Origin of the sequence: Vibrio sp. MMG023 (genome assembly GCF_021654215.1) — a bacterium.
Classification (GTDB): Bacteria; Pseudomonadota; Gammaproteobacteria; order Enterobacterales; family Vibrionaceae; genus Vibrio; species Vibrio jasicida.
Genome location: NZ_JAKFZP010000005.1, coordinates 360,143 through 379,243, shown reverse-complemented (window position 1 = coordinate 379,243; position 19,101 = coordinate 360,143). Strand labels below are relative to the sequence as shown.

At 45.5% G+C, this 19,101-nt stretch carries 16 protein-coding genes; 11 read left to right on the top strand and 5 right to left on the bottom strand.

Annotation, left to right across the window (positions count from 1 at the left end):
* Positions 1-95: 95 nt before the first annotated feature.
* Together L1076_RS18135 and L1076_RS18130 are read right to left on the bottom strand one after the other, a co-directional pair.
* Positions 96-974, bottom strand: a complete 879-nt coding sequence (locus L1076_RS18135) for a mechanosensitive ion channel domain-containing protein (protein ID WP_038872738.1) — start codon at positions 972-974, stop codon at positions 96-98.
* A gap of 2 nt (positions 975-976) precedes the next feature.
* Positions 977-3,322 (bottom strand): ATP-binding protein, encoded by a 2,346-nt coding sequence (locus L1076_RS18130; protein ID WP_237304204.1) that lies wholly within the window; start codon positions 3,320-3,322, stop codon positions 977-979.
* 400 nt (positions 3,323-3,722) lie between these two features.
* On the opposite strand from L1076_RS18130, the gene L1076_RS18125 reads away from it, so the two are divergent.
* Positions 3,723-5,315 carry an ABC-F family ATPase gene (locus L1076_RS18125; RefSeq protein WP_038872740.1) on the top strand — a complete coding sequence of 531 codons (1,593 nt, stop codon included), beginning with the start codon at positions 3,723-3,725 and terminating at the stop codon, positions 5,313-5,315.
* Positions 5,316-5,599: 284 nt separating this feature from the next.
* Here the strand turns inward: L1076_RS18125 and L1076_RS18120 are convergent, their stop codons facing one another.
* On the bottom strand, positions 5,600-6,424 hold the full coding sequence (locus L1076_RS18120) for a formate dehydrogenase accessory sulfurtransferase FdhD (RefSeq protein ID WP_038875099.1): 825 nt from the start codon (positions 6,422-6,424) through the stop codon (positions 5,600-5,602).
* Between the two features lie 320 nt (positions 6,425-6,744).
* On the opposite strand from L1076_RS18120, the gene L1076_RS18115 reads away from it, so the two are divergent.
* The 10 genes from L1076_RS18115 (at position 6,745) to cobB (ending at position 16,584) form a co-directional block, all read left to right on the top strand.
* Positions 6,745-7,209, top strand: a complete 465-nt coding sequence (locus L1076_RS18115) for a DUF3305 domain-containing protein (protein ID WP_237304203.1) — start codon at positions 6,745-6,747, stop codon at positions 7,207-7,209.
* Entirely contained in the window at positions 7,199-7,822 is a 624-nt protein-coding gene (locus L1076_RS18110) for a DUF3306 domain-containing protein (protein ID WP_237304202.1), read from the top strand. Before L1076_RS18115 ends, L1076_RS18110 begins: the two co-directional genes overlap by 11 nt.
* A gap of 310 nt (positions 7,823-8,132) precedes the next feature.
* On the top strand, positions 8,133-9,794 hold the full coding sequence (locus L1076_RS18105) for a 4Fe-4S dicluster domain-containing protein (RefSeq protein ID WP_005441573.1): 1,662 nt from the start codon (positions 8,133-8,135) through the stop codon (positions 9,792-9,794).
* Between the two features lie 9 nt (positions 9,795-9,803).
* Positions 9,804-10,436, top strand: a complete 633-nt coding sequence (locus L1076_RS18100) for a molecular chaperone (protein WP_012127966.1) — start codon at positions 9,804-9,806, stop codon at positions 10,434-10,436.
* A 73-nt stretch (positions 10,437-10,509) separates the two neighbouring features.
* Complete coding sequence (locus L1076_RS18095) at positions 10,510-10,710, top strand: twin-arginine translocation signal domain-containing protein (RefSeq protein WP_005427585.1); 201 nt, start codon at positions 10,510-10,512, stop codon at positions 10,708-10,710.
* A gap of 10 nt (positions 10,711-10,720) precedes the next feature.
* Positions 10,721-13,576 carry a formate dehydrogenase subunit alpha gene (locus L1076_RS18090; RefSeq protein ID WP_033006499.1) on the top strand — a complete coding sequence of 952 codons (2,856 nt, stop codon included), beginning with the start codon at positions 10,721-10,723 and terminating at the stop codon, positions 13,574-13,576.
* A gap of 11 nt (positions 13,577-13,587) precedes the next feature.
* Positions 13,588-14,196, top strand: a complete 609-nt coding sequence (gene fdh3B, locus L1076_RS18085) for a formate dehydrogenase FDH3 subunit beta (RefSeq protein WP_005427693.1) — start codon at positions 13,588-13,590, stop codon at positions 14,194-14,196.
* Positions 14,197-14,209: 13 nt separating this feature from the next.
* A complete protein-coding gene (locus L1076_RS18080) occupies positions 14,210-15,262 on the top strand; it encodes a formate dehydrogenase subunit gamma (protein WP_042600801.1) in 1,053 nt (350 codons plus the stop codon).
* Positions 15,246-15,662, top strand: coding sequence for a hypothetical protein (locus tag L1076_RS18075; RefSeq protein ID WP_038875061.1), 417 nt, complete (start codon positions 15,246-15,248; stop codon positions 15,660-15,662). Before L1076_RS18080 ends, L1076_RS18075 begins: the two co-directional genes overlap by 17 nt.
* A gap of 190 nt (positions 15,663-15,852) precedes the next feature.
* Entirely contained in the window at positions 15,853-16,584 is a 732-nt protein-coding gene (cobB, locus tag L1076_RS18070; RefSeq protein ID WP_038872748.1) for a Sir2 family NAD+-dependent deacetylase, read from the top strand.
* Positions 16,585-16,763: 179 nt separating this feature from the next.
* Here the strand turns inward: cobB and L1076_RS18065 are convergent, their stop codons facing one another.
* On the bottom strand, positions 16,764-17,801 hold the full coding sequence (locus tag L1076_RS18065) for an extracellular solute-binding protein (RefSeq protein ID WP_038875062.1): 1,038 nt from the start codon (positions 17,799-17,801) through the stop codon (positions 16,764-16,766).
* A 243-nt stretch (positions 17,802-18,044) separates the two neighbouring features.
* A complete protein-coding gene (locus L1076_RS18060; protein WP_038872754.1) occupies positions 18,045-19,076 on the bottom strand; it encodes an extracellular solute-binding protein in 1,032 nt (343 codons plus the stop codon).
* Positions 19,077-19,101: the final 25 nt, after the last annotated feature.

The window sequence follows — 19,101 nt, the reverse complement described above, 5'->3', positions numbered from 1 at the left end:
ACTGACTATGAGTCCCAATCAAATAAAAAGGGTCAGTAAATTTACTGACCCTTTTTGTATCTGTTTCTCTCTAAGTGCGAGAGGAAAACGTCGAACTAACCGGTATGCACCGCAATCTTTGGAGGATTGATTCCGTGCTTTTTAAACTCTTTCATTACACGTAGAGTAATGTCGGTTTCAAAGAGCTTCTCGTAGGCGGTATCTACCACATACGCCTTACACGTTAACTGAATTGCTAAGTAGTTATCAGTAATCGTCTGTTTTACGAGAACCGTCACAGGCTTCGGTAGATGGATATAGCGACTTGAAGAGGCCGCTTCCTGAATCAAATCACGTGCTAACGCAATGTCTTCATTCATGCCTACATAGAACGGAATCACCACCTGCATATCCAATGCACCATAGTTGCCGCTGACCACAACTTCACTCAAGAACTTGTTGTTTGGAATCGTAATGATGTCATCGGTTAGGGTACGCATACGCACAGAACGCAAACCAATAGCAATAATATCGCCGTAATTTCCTTCAAAGGTGACGCGGTCACCAACTTGGAACGGTCTATCCACCATAACCGTCATACCCGCGATGAACGATGCCGCTAGGTCTTTCATTGCAAAACCAACGGATACCGCCAACGTACCACCAATCAAAGCAAGGATCTGGTCGTTGATGCGAAAGCTCATCATAAATACCACAGAGCCGGCGGTTAAGTAGATAAAGAACTGCAGGAATGATTGGAGCTTTTGCAGCACCATTCGATACTGCACAAATTGGCTACCAATACTTTCTACCATCGAGCTCATGAACTTAAGCAACAACCATGTACATGCAATTACGATGATAGAGAAGAACACGCCGCTCCAGCGAATTAAGCTGGCAATTTGCGAGATATTATCGACACTCGCGATTTCTTCAGTCGCCAATGCAGGGGAGCTCAATAAACATAGAGCCAATACGGTGAGTAGTTTTTTCATCGTTATTTCACCAATAAATGTTGACGGTCGAGAACGTTAGTAATGTGACGGAACCAGTGGTCCGACACGCGAGCTTTGTCTTCGCTCCACTCAATAAAGCCACGGCTTTGGAAGTAGCGAAGAGTACCGATAACTTCCGCAATACTGAGCTGGGTACATTCAGACAACTCTTCCGGCGATGCCACTTCAAGCTGAACAATAGAACGCAGAACGGCCAGCATAGGCTTCGGCATTTTTTCTAGCTCTTGAGATTCTGGTGCGTGGAATAATCGAACCACCACTTGCTGCGTCTCTTTATCCTGACGCAGGGACAAGCGGAAAAAGCGTAAGCCAACTGTCGGGTTACCATCTGAGTAATGCCACAGAATACGGTAGAAACCTTGTTTAGCACGTTCTTCTTCCGTGATGTCTTCTTGGTCCCATTGCTTAGGGACGACAAGTCCATCAAACGTTACTGGGTTCTCAATCTCTTGGTTAATACGCGTATCAAACAGCGCAGACAGTTGTTTTTCACTCCAGCGCGGCATAAACGCCACCCAGTCAAACAACAAACGTTCGCCACGAGCACGGTCGACAAAACGCCAACTTGCTTTCTCAATCGCCATGACAACGCGGTGGTTCTTCTTAGAGCGACGAAGTAGGTTAGTCAGTTTAATCAAACCGCTTAAACCGCCTACCATTGGCTTAACTAAGCGCTGGGCGTTATCAACTGCGATAAGGTAAGGCGTATCACTTTTACGAAGATGCGCAAGAACCTGAATTTCGGACGCGTCCTCTTCTAAACCGAGTTGTAAAGCGAGTTCTTTAAGCAGTTCACTGTAACCCGCATAAGGGCAGTTTAGATAAACCGATTCGGCGTTCTTCACTTTATTCAAGATAGTGCGAAGGAAGGTTGTTGTACCAACGCCACGCTCACCCGAGATAACGCACACGGCAGGGCTGTCTGTCAGGAGATATTTAGACAGATGCTTGATTTCATCAGAGGCGTAGTCCACCAACTCGCTTTCTTCGCTACCTGGGAGAATATAGTCGAACGCTTGATCGCCTTTTATTCGCACAAGATTGGTATCTGCACCGTTATTTCCCGTTTGTTTTGCGACTTCAATACGGAACAAATACGCTAAAGCTTGGCTAAACATGGTGTAGTTAGACAACATGGCAACAATGCGGTGTTTAAAGCTGTGCAGCATGATCCACATAGCAGCAATGGCGGTGCCGATAATGCTTAGTAGCACGGTGTCTTTACGTCGGATGGCCCAGTTTACCCAAACAGGGCGGTCAGAGAGCTTTTCCGCGACTTCAAATACCTTCTTACGCCATAGGCGCAATACCGACAGCGTCACCAATACAAACCAAAAGAACAGTGCGCTGTAGATCCAAGAATAAATGGTGCCTTTGCCTAGTGTTCGAATCGAGATTTGCAAAATCACGCCTGCGACAATCGCGCTCCATACATAGCGACGAATGGTCGATAGACGCAGCGCAATCACTTCTTGGCTGGTACTGCGACTGTTACGGTAAGCAAACTCTAAAATGAAGCTGATGGCAATAGAACCACCCACCACCCACCACGTGAAGATCTCGAGAATGATCAAATGCTGCAAGCTCGGGATTTCTGATAGCACGCGAAGAGAAAGCGTAATTGCAATCAACCACGCAATCGCTCGGTGTGCACGACTAATGTACCAAATCAAACGAACCCAAATCGGAGGCTTGGCCACATTGTCTAATTGCGTTTCACGGAACAGCGTAATGATGCGCTTGCTGTTGGTTAACCACCAAACCAAGCCAAAGTAAATAAACAGTACTTTAATGCCTGCCCAAAGTACTGGGATTGGTGAAATGAACACCTCTTTTATCAGCGATTGGAATGAACGAATCTGGAAGAACAGTAAGTATTCCGCATTCAATTGAGTTTGACGCCACTCTTGCTTGAATTGGGTCACACCATAAGGACCAAAGCCAGTTAGCTTGTCGTGTGTAATCGGATCCGTCAGCGCTAATAATCGCTCTTTGCTTTGACCAAGGCTGTTCAGAGTCAAATTGCTAGACTGCGTTTCAAACCACTCTTTGTCTTCACCAGACTCGCGATAAGCTTTTAAATGTTGGTCAAAGATGAGGGTTTGTTTGCGCTGCTCGTTCATCACTGCATTAAGCAGTTGATTGACTTTGCGTTTGTCTTGGTCAGACATAAACAAAGGTTCAGGCAATTTGTTTATCTCCTGAGTGATCTCTTGCGCCACTGGCAATACTTGAGGCTCAGGTTGGAATTCGTACTCCCACTCAGCGTGAGCGGGTAAAGAAAGCACGAGACCGACTAGCATTAAAATGCGCGCCATGAAATACATAAAATTCTCTTAAAACTTATAAGGTTAGAGTTAGTGTAGTTGCTTTATCGCGATATGCGAGTTTTACCCAATGACCGTGCGTGATGTTGCGATTTCCTTTGAGAAACGGATGCTCAATAAAGGAATAACGTACGGAATTGATAAAAGGGGACGCACTATAAACCCAATCTCATGGGGTATGTCAATGCTTAGTCATGACAGATTTATGTCTCACTTTTGAACCCGTTAGGGTAATAACCCTTAGGAATGGTAAGGTTTATGTTAGCCAAATCTCAAAAAACAACTGAACGAAGAAAGCTTTTTCTCATTAATTAATAAAAACAAAACTTGAAGTGTGTAGCCTTAAGCAGTAACGTTGCGCGGTTTTTCCCAATAAACTTGAATTGCTAAGGTAAAGGTTTTGATTTCCACAGCGAATATTACTCAACAATTTGGCGCTAAGCCGCTATTTGAAAACATCTCAGTTAAGTTCGGCGAAGGTAACCGCTACGGCTTAATCGGGGCTAACGGTTGTGGTAAATCAACCTTTATGAAAATCCTGAGTGGTGAGCTAGAGCAAACTAGCGGTAACGTAAGCTACGATCCGAACGAGCGCGTTGCAAAACTGAACCAGGACCAGTTCGCATATGAAGAGTTCACGGTTATCGACACGGTAATCATGGGCCATAAAGAACTATGGGAAGTGAAGCAAGAACGTGACCGCATTTACTCTTTACCAGAAATGAGCGAAGAAGACGGCATGAAAGTGGCTGACCTTGAAGTTCAGTTCGCGGAAATGGACGGTTACATGGCCGAGGCGAAAGCGGGTGAGTTGCTTCTTGCTGTAGGTATCCCAATGGAGCAACACTTCGGTCTAATGAGTGGAGTGGCGCCAGGCTGGAAACTTCGTGTGCTTCTAGCGCAGGTTCTATTTGCTGACCCTGATGTGATGCTTCTTGACGAACCAACCAACAACTTGGATATGGATACTATCCGTTGGTTGGAAGACACGCTAAACGCGCGTAACTGCACCATGATCATCATCTCGCACGACCGTCACTTCCTAAACTCAGTATGTACGCACATGGCTGACTTGGATTACGGTGAACTACGTGTTTACCCAGGCAACTACGACGAGTACATGACAGCGGCTTCCCAAGCTCGTGAACGTCTGTTGAACGACAACGCGAAGAAGAAAGCACAAATCGCTGAACTACAAACGTTCGTTGCGCGTTTCTCTGCAAACGCATCGAAAGCAAAGCAAGCGACATCTCGTGCGAAGCAAATCGACAAGATCAAACTGGACGAAGTGAAAGCGTCTAGTCGTCAAAACCCATTCATTCGTTTTGAACAGTCTAAAGAGTTGTTCCGTAATGCTCTGATTGTTGAAAACCTAAGCCAAGGTTTTGAAGACGATCTGTTTGCTAACTTCAATGCGATTTTTGAAGTCGGTGAGCGCGTTGCAATCATCGGTGAGAACGGTGTGGGTAAAACAACCCTACTAAACACACTTGCTGGCGTACTAGAGCCACGCTCTGGTGAGTTCAAGTGGTCTGAAAACTCAAACATTGGCTACTACGCGCAAGACCATGCGCATGACTTTGCAGAAGATATGAACCTGACAGATTGGATGGGTCAATGGCGTCAAGAAGGCGACGACGAGCAAGTGGTCCGTGGTTTCCTAGGTCGTATGCTGTTTGGTCAAGACGACATTAAGAAGTCAGTAAAAGTACTGTCGGGTGGTGAGCAAGGTCGTATGTTGCTTGGCAAGCTAATGATGCACAAACCAAACATGCTGCTAATGGACGAACCAACCAACCACATGGATATGGAATCTATCGAATCATTGAACACGGCACTAGAGCAGTACAAAGGCACATTGTTCTTCGTATCGCACGACCGTGTATTCGTAGACTCACTAGCTACGCGTATCATCGAAATCCGTGATGGTAAAATCACAGACTTCAAAGGCACTTACTCTGAGTTCCTAAAATCTCGTGGTATTGAAGGCTAATCCTTCTTCCGAATAAAGAAAAAGACCTCATCGCGAGGTCTTTTTTTATGTCTATTCTTTGTGAACGCTAATTCTTTGCTAGCGCTAGATTGTGGCGTTCAATCCTTAAATTGCCTCATTAGATAAGCATAAATCCCAACGAGCCCAAAGGTAATGATCATCGAAACGATGATGCCGCTTGGGGTGAGTAGATAATTCCACAGTTGATCGTTGTTCATCGTTCACATCCTTTGTGAATCCATATGATTGTTTAAGTCTAACTCATTTGGCGACTTAATGATGAGTTATTGATTTCCTTTTACGTCAAAATCAATTTTCTCTGCGCCTGTGAATACTTGGAAACGTAAACCTTTAGCACGAGCGATAGTGGTAATGCCAAACTTCTTGGCTAGATCTAAGCCCATTTGCGTAACGCCAGAGCGAGACAGCAAAACTGGAATGCCCATTTGAGCGACCTTGATTACCATCTCTGATGTAAGGCGACCAGTTGTGTAGAAAATTTTATCTTCGCCGGTTTCTTGGTTAAGCCACATTTCGCCCGCGAGGGTATCAACAGCATTGTGGCGACCAACATCTTCCACAAATGACAGTACTTTATCGCCTTTGCACACTGCACAGCCATGAACTGCACCAGCTTTCTTGTAAGTGTCATTATAGTGCGTCAACGCTTCTAACGAGGTGTATATCTCAGACTGTTTGAGTGGCATTTGTGGTACTTGATAATCTTCAAGCTGCTTCATTACGTTGCCGTACATAGTGCCTTGACCACAACCAGACGTGACGGTCTTCTTCTTCAATGCACCTTCAAGATGTTCAATGTTCTCTTTGGTGATAACCGCAGCTGTGTGCGTTTCCCAATCGATAATCACAGATTCAATCGCTTCAGGATCTGAAAGGAAGCTTTGATTCTTCAAATAACCCAATACAAGTGCTTCTGGGCGAGAACCGAGTGTCATCAGTGTGACAATCTCTTTCCAGTTCAACATGACGGTAAGAGGGCGTTCACACGCAATTTGCTTAGTCAGCTTCTCACCGTATTCGTCAAACACTTCTACTTCGATGGTCTGTAGGGGATTTTCACTGGTTTTAATAATGTTTGGTTTTACCACAGTCATGTCCTGATGAATGAGAGAGCTCATGGACGCTCTCATTGATGGGTTCTTTTGTCTTAACAAGGATTACAAAGCAATTCTCATTCCAAAATAGCGGGTGTAAATGAAATTGCGAGGCTTTACGTCAAATGTCTGCTAAAACTGAGAGTTCGCAGTAATGACACAGACTCACACTGACGGCTAGACTAATTTTGTATAGAGAGAAAAGTGAGTTTGATTTGGCGCGTTTATTGCTTTGTAACGCTAAAATGGTTGAAAGCAAAGTACAAAATGTCCTTTTCTGTCTTCAAGCCTACATAGAACAAACTGGATGAGTTATGTCGAATACGAAAGAGTTCGAGAACAAATACGAAAAAACAGAAGATTCATGGCCAATTGGCGTTGATTTGGTAGAGCACGAAATCAGCACTGGGATTTGGGTTACGACTCAATGGCAGCTTGCAGGTTTTGAAATCACGCCAACGGATGAGACTCAAGGTGTGTGTTTACTGCAACTGCATAAAGATGAGCGCACTGATTACCGATTTAATCTAAGTTCTCAGCAACCTAAGTTGTTTTTAATTATGGATAATGTGGACTCTGGTGATACACCGACGATTCAATTGCTTACGGCGTCTCAAACTGTCGCTGCACAATATATGGATGGCGATAACCTAGTATTATCTAATGATATGCCGTTAGCTATTCAAGCTTGGATGGAAGCCTTTATTGGGCGCCACGGTGAGTTGTTAGAAGTAAGACGCAAGAAACGCAAAGGAGCGGGCAGAGCAAATGGCAACTAGTTTTTTTAGCCGTTGGTCGAAACGTAAATTAGAAGAAACCACAACCGAGCCTACAGACGCGAAGGTTGTGGAGCCTGTTGAATCTACTGAACCAGAAACCGCGCAAGCTCATGAAGAATTAAGCACTGAAGCGCAAGCATTGGTTACCGAGGCTCCTGCTATAGAGACTGAATCTCAAGAAGCATCAAGCGAAGCCACTGATCCTGAAGAGATGTCCGTAGCGCAGTTATTGGTGTCTGAGGCTTCAGAGAGCGTTAAGAAAGCTGCACTGCGTAAGATGTTCTTATCAGAAGAGTTTAACGTTCGCGATGGTTTGGATGATTACGACGATGACTACAGTAACCTCAAGTCGCTTTCTGAAGGGGTGGCTGAAACACTTCGTGATTGGGTGAAAGAGAAAACGGAAGAAGAACCAGCAGAAGAAACCACGCAACCAACTGAATCTCATGAAGAAAGTGATATTGAATCGGATGATGTAGAACTTGCTGAAGGTGCCGAAATTCCCGAAGAACAAAAAGCACTGGATATAAATACAGTGCCTAATGAAAGCGATGTTCTAGAGACAGAACTAGCCCCTGAAGAGGTGGGACAAAATATACCACACAAAGAATAGGTACATTTTGACTAAACGCTCAATGAACCGACTGAGACAAAATGTCCCAGTCGGTTTTTTTATCCCTACAATTTCTAAGATAAATAGCTAACCTATTGAAAGTTAGCTGATATTTAATTGGCACGACATTTGCTATCTGTTGCTCATTACCATTCTTGTTGAAGTTAGACCATTTGCCTAACAGGCAGTGATAACCCGGGTGGGACTACCTAAAAGGGGTAGTTACTGACGAGTTAATCAGCAGAATCGCCTGCGCTAACTACAATGAAAGATGGAAGAAACTATCCATGCGTATAAATGGAACTGAGCAATGTTGAAACAACTATTAGAACAAGCAACTTCCAATAACGGTAAAGCGCGTCTGTATGCGTTTGAGAATACCGTAGAGTTGACCAATCTTATTCCACCAACGGTGAGCTACGAGAGTGGCGGTAATACACTGATTGTTGGACCGACTGCCATCATTGAGAGTGCAGCCGCGCAGCTATCTCAAATGAACAGCTTGACACTTCTTTCTACAGACGGAGAGAAAGGCACCAATCCAGAACTGTACTTTGCAAACTCAGTTCAGGTTTCTGGTTTCCTAGGCACGTTTGAAGTGCTTATCGAAAATAACGGTCTAACAAGCAACCTAGCAAAAGTCGCTATTAATAGTGATTGTTTCGATGTTGTTCTCGATCTTTGTCTAAGCAGCTGTATGTCAGAAGAGGTTCCGGTTCCGGGTTACTACCCAGTGGGACGCGGCTATCCAAAACTGGCTGAAGCGCTAGAAGAAATCCCAACATTAATGGGTACGTTTGATAAGCCAAAATTCTTCCGTCTGGACACTGACCTATGTGCGCACAGTTCTCGTGGCGTAAAAGGTTGTGAGCGTTGTGTGGATGCTTGTCCTGCTGGTGCACTATCAAGTGAAGGCAGCGATAAAACCGGTCATCGCATCGAGATTAACCCATACCTATGTCAGGGCGTGGGTACTTGTGCAACGGCTTGCCCGACAGAAGCGATTCATTACGCGCTACCTAATCCTGAAGATACGCAAAAATTCATTGAACGCACGCTAGCGAACTACGAGCAAGCGGGCGGTCTGGATCCTATCGTTCTTATCTGTAGTTCTCGTCACGAGACTTACAACGTGATGGCACTGAAAGCGCTACCAGATAACGTGATTCCAATTGTGGTTGAAGAGCTTCCTTCTATCGGTATCGATACATGGTTCGCAGCTCTAGTTAATGGCGCGACGCAAGTGCTATTTGCAGCTTCTCGTTTTATGCCTGCAACCATCATTCGTGTTCTAAATAACGAAGTAGGTATCGCGCAAGAGCTATTGGATCAACTTGGTATCGCAAAAGAGACCATCGATATCCTTTACTTGGAATCGCTTCGTGAAGGTCCTCCAACACTATGTACAGATTCATTCGACCTTGCCCTTGGCGATCTTCAAGGTAACAAGCGTCAACGTTTGTTTACTGCGCTGGATGCAATGTCTTCTTCTCGTATTCCGGTTGAGAACATTGTTGAACTGCCTGCGAACGCGCCTTACGGCAATGTTTCTTGTGAGAGCAAAGATTGTACGTTGTGTATGAGCTGTGTGGCAGTTTGTCCAACACGTGCGCTTCATACCGATGGTGAATCGCCATCACTTAAATTCGTTGAACAAGATTGTATTCAATGTGGTTTGTGTGAAAAGGCATGTCCAGAGAAAGTTCTGACTCTAACGCCACGCATGAACTGGGTGAAAGAAGAGCGCCAAAAAGCGGTTGTGATTCACGAAGAGAAAGCAGCGGAATGTATTCGCTGTCATAAGCCATTCGCACCTCAGTCTATGATCGACATGCTACAAAACAAGTTACGCGGTCACTCTCATTTCTCTGATGAAGCGGCGATCAATCGTATCGCGATGTGTGAAGACTGCCGTGTGATCGACATGTTTGAGTCGATGGCAGAAGACCCAATGAAACAACTGAAATACTAGGAGCTCGCAGTGGATACACAACGAGAACAAGAACAAACACTGAGAACAGAGATCTACTTGGTTTTGTCAGCGCTTTTCCGTAGCGCACCAAGTGAAGAGATGATCGAGTTCCTGACTTCTCTAGAAGTTGAACCATCAGAAAGCGCAATGCAAAAAGCGTGGATTGCGCTTCAGCAAGCGGCAAAAGATTCCAACCGCGAAGCGCTCGAAGATGAATACCAAGATCTTTTCATTGGTATCGGTCGTGGTGAAGTGATGCCATTTGGCTCATGGCACATGACGGGCGCAATGATGGAAAAACCACTGGCTGAAATTCGTCACGATTTGGAACTGCTTGGTTTCGAGCGCGATGAAAATGTGAAAGAGCCGGAAGACCACATCGCAGCACTTTGTGAAGTGATGTCGATGCTAACGGGTGAAGAAGAAGATCTTCAACAAGCGGTGTTTAACAAACACATCTCACCTTGGTTTAACTCTTTCACTCAGCAACTAGAAAACGCACAGAGCGCGAACTTTTATAAGCCAGCAGCTCAACTGTGTGAGGCGTTCTTAACACTGGAACAAGTGCGCTTTAGCGTGAACACCAAAAGCAGTAAGCACAAATTAAAAATTGATGTGAAAAACGTCACTGATTACGAGTAATCGAGCAGTACTTGGTCATATCGATAGAGGGGCAATAGCCTCCAAAGATCTACCGTAAGGTAAGGAAGCAATGATGAAAGATAATAAAGAAATAAACACAAGCCGTAGGGATCTCCTGAAAGGCTTAACGACTGCAGCCGTAGCTGGTGCGGTTGTCGCTGGAACAACAAAAGTGGCAAGCGCTTCAGAAACGGTTGAGCCTTCTGAAAAAGACGTGAAGAAGAAAGGGTATCGTGAAACTCAACACATTCGCGATTACTACGACACACTTTAGGAGATAACGGATGAAACTTGTCAAACGCTCCGACAGTGTGAGCAAAGAAACCAATCAGCTTGGCGTTTCTCGCCGTGCATTCATGAAAAACACCTCGCTTGCTGCTGGTGGTGCGGTTGTAGGTGCAAGTCTTTTTGCACCGGGCATGATGAAGAAAGCACAAGCTAAATCGGTGGATCCAGAAGCGAAAACAGAGGTAAAACGTACCATCTGTTCTCATTGTTCTGTAGGTTGTGGTATTTACGCTGAAGTTCAAAACGGCGTATGGACAGGTCAAGAGCCTGCATTCGACCACCCATTCAACGCTGGTGGACACTGTGCAAAAGGCGCAGCACTGCGCGAACACGGTCACGGTGAGCGTCGTCTGAAATACCCAATGAAGCTTGAAAACGGTAAGTGGAAGAAGCTTTCTTGGGATCAAGCGATCGAAGAAATCGGTAACAAGGTGATGGACATCCGCAAAGAGTCGGGTCCAGATTCCGTTTACTGGTTGGGTAGTGCGAAGCACAACAACGAACAAGCGTACATGTTCCGTAAGATGGCGTCGCTTTGGGGTACCAACAACGTTGACCACCAAGCGCGTATCTGTCACTCAACAACCGTAGCAGGTGTAGCAAACACTTGGGGTTACGGTGCGATGACCAACTCTTTCAATGACATGCACAACTGTAAGTCAATGCTGTTCATTGGTTCAAACCCTGCAGAAGCGCACCCTGTTGCGATGCAGCACATCCTAATCGCGAAAGAGAAGAACAACTGTAAGATCGTTGTTGCGGATCCTCGTCGTACCCGTACCGCTGCAAAATCGGATCACTACGTATCGCTACGTCCGGGTTCTGACGTTGCGTTTATTTGGGGTGTGCTGTGGCATGTCTTTGCGAACAACTGGGAAGACAAAGAGTTCATTCGTCAACGTGTATTCGGTATGGATGAAATCCGTGCAGAAGTAGCGAAATGGACACCAGCAGAAGTTGAGCGCGTAACTGGCGTTCCTGAGTCTGAAGTTTACCAAACAGCGAAACTGCTTTCTGAAAACCGTCCGGGTTGTATCGTTTGGTGTATGGGTGGTACTCAACACACGACTGGTAACAACAACACACGTGCTTACTGTGTACTTGAGCTTGCGCTAGGTAACATCGGTAAGTCAGGCGGCGGTGCAAACATCTTCCGTGGTCACGATAACGTACAGGGCGCAACTGACCTTGGCGTACTATCTGACACGCTACCAGGCTACTACGGCTTGTCTGAAGGTTCATGGCGTCACTGGTCGAAAGTGTGGGAAATCGATTACGAATGGATCAAAGGTCGTTTCGATGACAACGCTTACGGCGGTCAAAAACCAATGAACAGTGCAGGTATTCCTGTATCTCGTTGGGTGGATGGTGTTCTTGAAAACAAAGACAACATTCGTCAACGTGAAAACATCCGCGCAATGTTCTACTGGGGTCACGCAGTAAACTCTCAGACTCGTGGTCCTGAGATGAAGAAAGCGATGCAGAAGCTGGATATGATGGTTATTGTTGACCCATACCCAACAGTTGCAGCGGTAATGAACGATCGTACTGACGGCGTTTACCTGCTTCCTGCAACGACTCAGTTTGAAACGCACGGCAGTGTGACAGCATCTAACCGCTCACTTCAGTGGCGTGATCAGGTTATCGAGCCATTGTTCGAATCTAAACCTGACCACGAAATCATGTACCTGCTAACTAAGAAGCTAGGTTATGAAGATCTGCTGTTCAAAAACGTACGCGTAGAGAACAACCAGCCAGTAATTGAAGACATTACTCGCGAATTCAACAAAGGCATGTGGACCATCGGTTACACAGGTCAAAGCCCAGAGCGTCTAAAAGCGCACCAACAAAACTGGCACACATTCCACAAGACATCTCTGGAAGCAGAGGGTGGTCCTGTGAATGGTGAGACTTACGGTCTACCTTGGCCATGTTGGGGCACGCCAGAGATGAAACACCCAGGCACACACATTCTGTACGATACGTCGAAGACGGTCGCAGAAGGTGGCGGTAACTTCCGTACGCGTTTCGGTGTTGAATTCGAAGGGCAAAGCCTACTTGCTGAAGACAGCTACTCAAAAGGCTGTGAAATCAAAGACGGTTACCCAGAGTTCTCTGACAAGCTAATCAAACAGCTTGGTTGGTGGGACGACCTAACGGCTGAAGAAAAAGCAGCGGCTGAAGGTAAAAACTGGAAAACTGACCTGTCTGGCGGTATCCAACGCGTAGCAATCAAGCACGGTTGTATCCCATTTGGTAACGCAAAAGCGCGCGCGATTGTTTGGACATTCCCAGACCGCGTGCCGCTACACCGTGAGCCGCTATACACGCCACGTCGTGACCTTGTAACGGATTACCCAACTTGGGACGACAAAGAAGCGATCTTCCGTGTACCAACGCTTTACAAGTCTATCCAGAAAGAAGACAAGTCTGGAGAATACCCAATCATCCTGACTTCTGGTCGATTGGTTGAGTACGAAGGTGGTGGTGAAGAAACACGTTCAAACCCTTGGCTTGCTGAACTTCAACAAGAAATGTTCGTTGAAGTTAACCCGAAAGACGCAAACGATCTTGGCTTTAAAGATGGCGATGATGTTTGGGTTGAAGGTGCAGAAAAAGGCCGCATCAAGGTGAAAGCGATGGTAACTCGTCGTGTTAAACCGGGTCTGGCGTTCATTCCGTTCCACTTCGGCGGTAAGTTCGAAGGTGAAGACCTACGTCCTAAGTACCCTGAAGGTACGGATCCTTATGTTGTTGGTGAAGCAGCCAACACGGCAACCACTTACGGTTACGACCCTGTTACTTTGATGCAGGAAACTAAAGTAACCCTATGTAACATTCGTAAAGCGTAAGGAGTCTGACAATGGCACGAATGAAATTCCTATGTGACACCAAACGCTGTATCGAGTGTAACGGCTGTGTTACTGCATGTAAGAACGAAAACGATGATGCGCTTGAGTGGGGTATTCAACGTCGTCGCGTGGTAACACTGAACGACGGTGAACCAGGTGAAAACTCAATCTCTGTTGCTTGTATGCACTGTACAGATGCGCCTTGTATGGCGGTTTGTCCAGCTGACTGTTTCGAGCACACAGAAGATGGCATCGTTCTTCACAACAAAGATCTTTGCATCGGTTGTGGTTACTGTCTGTTTGCTTGTCCATTCGGTGCGCCTCAGTTCCCGAAACAAGCGTCATTCGGTGAGCGTGGCAAAATGGACAAATGTACTTTCTGTGCAGGTGGTCCAAACACAGAACCAGGTTCTCTAGAAGAGCGTGAGAAGTACGGTGCGAACCGTATTGCTGAAGGTAAGCTACCTATGTGTGCGTCACTATGTTCAACAAAAGCACTGCTAGCGGGTGATGCAGAGAAAGTTTCTGACATCTTCCGTCAACGTGTGGTTGAGCGCGGTGCGAAAAACGCAGGTTGGACAGACGGTAACGATCTTTCTTACGACGCAACCAAAAGCTAAGTAGGAGAGACACATGTTAAATACTCTTAAACGTGCGTCTCTTGTAATGCTGTCTATGATGACAGCATTACTGCTGACCTTCACGATGCCAGCGTCTGCGCAAGAAGATACATCTCCAGTGGTACAACAGGAGATGACGCAACTTGCAGGTGCAGATTTTTGGCGTCAGGTCAAAGAGGGGCAAGAAGGCTATACCACGTCGAAATCAGCGGAACACGGTGTGCTGATCAGTACTCCGGGTGAGACTTGGTACATTCTTAAAGAGAAATGGATGTCTCCTGCGGGCGCTGTCGCGATTTTCGGCAGTATCGCAATGGTTATCATGGCTTACGTATTCGTTGGTCCTCTGATGCTAAGTAAACCACGTACTGGCAAGAAGATGAAACGCTGGTCTCGACTAGACCGCGCACTGCACTGGAGCATGGCGTTTACCTTCTTAACGCTGGCATTCAGTGGTTTGATGCTGGTTTACGGTAAGCACTTCTTGAAGCCGTACGTACCAACTGAGTTTTGGGGCTTCATCGTCATGTTGGCGAAGCAGTACCATAACTACATGGGTCCTTTGTTCTTTATCTTGCTGATGTTTGTTTTGTTGAAATGGTGGCGTAAGTCCATTCCAACAATGACTGACATTCGTTGGTTCATGAAAATGGGCGGCATGGTTGGTAAGCATAAAGGTACGCATCCATCTGCTGGTTTCTCAAACGGTGGTGAGAAGGCGATTTACTGGCTGTTGATCTTCTTCGGTGCTATTGCTGCAGTGAGTGGCTTAGTTCTGGATTTCCCAATTTTCGGCCAAACTCGCCGCGATATGGAACTATCTAACCTTGTTCACGCGATTTCAGCACTGATTCTGATCTGTGGCTTTATCTTCCACATCTACATCGGTCTATTCGGTATGGAAGGTGCACTAGAAGGTATGGTTACTGGTGAAGTTGACGAGACATGGGCGAAAGAGCACCACGACCTTTGGTATGAAGAAGTGAAATCTAAAGAAGCGATGGGTGAGGCTGATACAGCTCAAACGGACGTAAAAGGAGCGAAGACGAATGAACAAACCTCATAACGGGATTTGGGTTGCCTACATCCTGAGTTGTTTTACCCCGTTTACGTTTTTGATCTCAGGCGTTATCGCAATCATTTACGCGGGTTACCGTTTGGATAAAGGTGAAGACAGTGACGTAGTGAATTCACATTACTACGGCTTGATTCGCACATTCTTCCTGTACTTCACGTTCTTTGTTGTTCTGATCGTAACAGTGGCAACATCGAATGGTGTATTGGTTGGCGTAAGTGATTATTGGGTGCACAGTACCTTGTTAGACACGGTTGCTTATTTCATTCCTTGGGTAGGTATGCTGTTCGCAACGCTTGCGATTCTCGTGTGGTTCCTACGTATGTACCAAGGTATGAACCAACTGCGCAACAATATGCCGCACAGACCGTCTACAGGTCCAAACCTTTAAAACGGTCTATCTGTTCAAAAGCCTCGCAAACGCGAGGCTTTTTTATTGTAGAAAATCTTCTTAATGTCACCAGTTTTTAAGCAGAAATTAGAGGCAAATCAGCAGGCTTACGACCATGGTCTAATCCTTATTGCTATTGTTGTTTTTGTATCGGTGTTAAGCTTAATAAAAAGAGCAACAAGGATAGGTTATGAATTTCCCATACAGAAATATTGTCGTACTTACTGGCGCTGGCATCTCGGCTGAGTCTGGTATTCAAACATTTCGAGCTCAAGATGGTCTTTGGGAGAATCACCGAATAGAAGACGTGGCAACGCCAGAAGGTTTCGACCGCGATCCGGATCTTGTTCAAAGCTTTTACAATCAACGTCGTTCAAAGCTTCAAGGCGAAGATATCAAGCCGAATGCGGCTCATATCGCACTAGGACGCCTAGAAGAGCAGTTGGAAGGCAAAGTGACTATTATCACTCAGAACATTGATAATCTGCACGAGAGAGGCGGTAGCGCCAATATCATTCACATGCACGGTGAATTGCTTAAAGCACGTTGCAGTGAATCCAACCAAGTCATCGAACATTCAGAAGACATTGAAACCGGTGAATTGTGCCATTGTTGCCAGATCCCAGCGCAAATGCGCCCTCACATTGTTTGGTTTGGTGAAATGCCACTACGCATGGGTGAGATCTATGCGGCTTTGGAAGAAGCAGACTTGTTTGTTTCTATTGGTACTTCTGGCGTGGTATATCCAGCTGCAGGCTTTGTACATGATGCGAAGATGCATGGTGCACATACGATTGAAATTAACTTGGAGCCAAGTGCTGTCGAGAGTGAGTTTGAAGAGAAGCGTTACGGCAAAGCAAGTATTGAAGTGCCAAAATTGGTTGACGAAATTCTTGCTCTGGAAAACGAAGCCAGCGCTTAATTAAACGGATAGAACCTTCTTTAACAAAGGCATCGAGTGATTCGATGCCTTTTTGTATTTTGAAACGTTGTATTCTGATGCTTTGCAATTCGAGCAGTAAGGATTGAGCCACAAATAGCGATCTTCAGATACAAGAAAAGCGGCCTAAGCCGCTTTTCTAAACTATTTCGACAGAGTGATTAGTTGTCTACTTTTAGCTTTTGGAAGTACTCATCGTAAAGCACGCTTGCTTCACCAACTTCGTCTTGCCATGTACCGCTGTCCATCACTTCTTGTGGTGGGAAGATGCTTGGATCGTTAGCAAATTCTTTCGGTAGTAGGTCATGCGCTGTTTTCACTGGAGTAGGGTAACCAATCTCTAGTGCAATCTTAGCAGCATTCTCAGGACGTAGTAGGAAGTCGATCATCTTATGAGCTGCATCAACATTCTTCGCGCCAGCTGGAATTGCTAGGCTGTCCATCCAGAAGATAGTGCCTTTTTCTGGCCAGATGATGTCGATGTTCGCGCCTTCTTGACGAGCCATGTAAGCAGAACCATTCCAAAGCATACCAAGTGATACTTCACCTGCTAAGTATGGGTTCGCTGGGAAGTCTGAGTTAAATACCAACACGTTTGGCATTAGCTTTTTCAGTTCTTCGTAAGCTGCTTTGATCTCGTCTGGGTTAGTCGTGTTTGGTGAGTAACCAAGCTTAGTCAATGCAATATGGAATACTTCGCGAGAATCATCCATCAGCATTAGTTGACCTTCCCACTTGCTATCCCAGAAATCGTCCCACTTAGAAACCGATGACTTGTCTAGCATGTCAGCATTGATACCAATACCGGTCGCACCCCAAATGTAAGGGATAGAGTAGTTGTTGTTCGGGTCGAACGGCTTGTTCAGGAAGTTAGTGTCTAGATCAGCAAAGTGAGAAAGCTTCTCTTTGTCGATCTTTTGCAGCATGCCTTCTTTACGCATTTTAGATACGAAATAGGTAGACGGTACTACCAAGTCGTAACCAGAACCTTGAGTTTTCAGCTTTGCGTACATGCTCTCGTTAGACTCGTACGTAGAGTAGATAACCTTAATTCCAGTTTCTTTTGTAAAGTCTTCAAGAACTTCGTTTGGAATGTATTCCGACCAGTTGTAGAAATACAGTTCTTGATCAGCAGCCATTGCAGGGGAAGCGATTAGCGTCGCTGCACACAGTGCGCTTGCGTAGAATTTACTTTTCATTTTATTTCCGTTTTGTTCAGCAACAGGTCAAATCAATACTAGTAACAGATACCGATTTGAGCCAAGTTGCGATAAGCACAATCCTGTTTATTTGAGCACGAACGTTAAACATCATGTCTTCATCGACGGAGAATGTTGAAGCTGTGTCAAATAAACCTAGCAACGTGTAATTATATCAGTCAATTACGAAAATAGGCAGCGTATTGCTGCCTATTTTCATTTACTAGATGGCTTATTAAGCGATTATTGGCCCGCTTTAAGCTTTAGGAAGTAATCTTCGTACTTCGCTGTCATGTCACCAACAGAGTCTTGCCATTCAACACGGTCAAGATCTTCTTGAGAAGGGAACAATGGTGCAACGTCTTTAAACTTAGCGTTAGACTCTGCAACAGCAGTCAGGTAACCCGTGTCAGCCGAGATTTGCTCTGCGATTTCTGGACGTAGTAGGAAGTCGATCATCTTGTGAGCAGCTTCTACGTTCTTCGCACCAGAAGAGATTGCAAAGTTATCAACCCAGCCGATACCTCCCTCTTTAGGGAATACAAGCTTTAGGTTCATGCCTTCGTTTTGAGCAGCTGCCGCGCTACCATTCCAAAGCATACCAACGCCAACTTCGCCAGACATGTATGGAGCGCCTGGGTTATCAGAGTTGAATACTAGAACGTTTGGCATAAGCTTTTGTAGCTCTGCGTACGCTTCGTCGATTTGTTTTGGATCCGTAGAGTTACCTGAGTAACCTAATTTACGTAATGCGATATGGAAGACTTCACGAGTGTCATCCATAAGCATTACTTGACCTTCAAGCTCAGGTTTCCATAGGTCAGCCCAGCTTTGGAACTCGTTTGGATCGTACATGTCAGCGTTAACCGCTAGACCTGTAATCGCAACAACGTGTGGAATAGAGTAGTCGTTGTTCGGATCGTAAGGCTTGTCTAGGTAGTTAGTATCTAGGTTACCGAAGTTTTTCAGTTTAGTCTTATCGATCTTTTGTAGCATACCTTCGTCACGCATCTTCGCTACGAAGTAAGTGGAAGGTACCACTAGATCATAACCTTGGTTATGAGTTTTTAGCTTTGCATACAAGGTTTCATTCGACTCGTAAGTCGAGTAGATGACTTTGATGCCAGTTTCTTTAGTAAATTGTTCTAGGATATTACTGTTGATGTAAGGACCCCAGTTCATAAATACTAATTCTTTATCATCCGCTGCCGCTGTACCAGAGAACAGAGAAAGCGCACATGCACTACCAGCTAATAGAGTAGCCCATTTTTTCATTGACGTTAGCTCCAAACCAAACGTT

Bases quoted from the DNA above. Each gene is read 5' to 3' on its own strand.
- L1076_RS18090 (WP_033006499.1), top strand. From the start codon at position 10,721: ATGAAACTTGTCAAACGCTCCGACAGTGTGAGCAAAGAAACCAATCAG.
- fdh3B (WP_005427693.1), top strand. From the start codon at position 13,588: ATGGCACGAATGAAATTCCTATGTGACACCAAACGCTGTATCGAGTGT.
- cobB (WP_038872748.1), top strand. From the start codon at position 15,853: ATGAATTTCCCATACAGAAATATTGTCGTACTTACTGGCGCTGGCATC.
- L1076_RS18060 (WP_038872754.1), bottom strand. From the start codon at position 19,076: ATGAAAAAATGGGCTACTCTATTAGCTGGTAGTGCATGTGCGCTTTCT.
- L1076_RS18105 (WP_005441573.1), top strand. From the start codon at position 8,133: ATGTTGAAACAACTATTAGAACAAGCAACTTCCAATAACGGTAAAGCG.
- L1076_RS18135 (WP_038872738.1), bottom strand. From the start codon at position 974: ATGAAAAAACTACTCACCGTATTGGCTCTATGTTTATTGAGCTCCCCT.
- L1076_RS18075 (WP_038875061.1), top strand. From the start codon at position 15,246: ATGAACAAACCTCATAACGGGATTTGGGTTGCCTACATCCTGAGTTGT.
- L1076_RS18095 (WP_005427585.1), top strand. From the start codon at position 10,510: ATGAAAGATAATAAAGAAATAAACACAAGCCGTAGGGATCTCCTGAAA.
- L1076_RS18065 (WP_038875062.1), bottom strand. From the start codon at position 17,801: ATGAAAAGTAAATTCTACGCAAGCGCACTGTGTGCAGCGACGCTAATC.
- L1076_RS18130 (WP_237304204.1), bottom strand. From the start codon at position 3,322: ATGTATTTCATGGCGCGCATTTTAATGCTAGTCGGTCTCGTGCTTTCT.
- L1076_RS18115 (WP_237304203.1), top strand. From the start codon at position 6,745: ATGTCGAATACGAAAGAGTTCGAGAACAAATACGAAAAAACAGAAGAT.
- L1076_RS18080 (WP_042600801.1), top strand. From the start codon at position 14,210: ATGTTAAATACTCTTAAACGTGCGTCTCTTGTAATGCTGTCTATGATG.
- L1076_RS18110 (WP_237304202.1), top strand. From the start codon at position 7,199: ATGGCAACTAGTTTTTTTAGCCGTTGGTCGAAACGTAAATTAGAAGAA.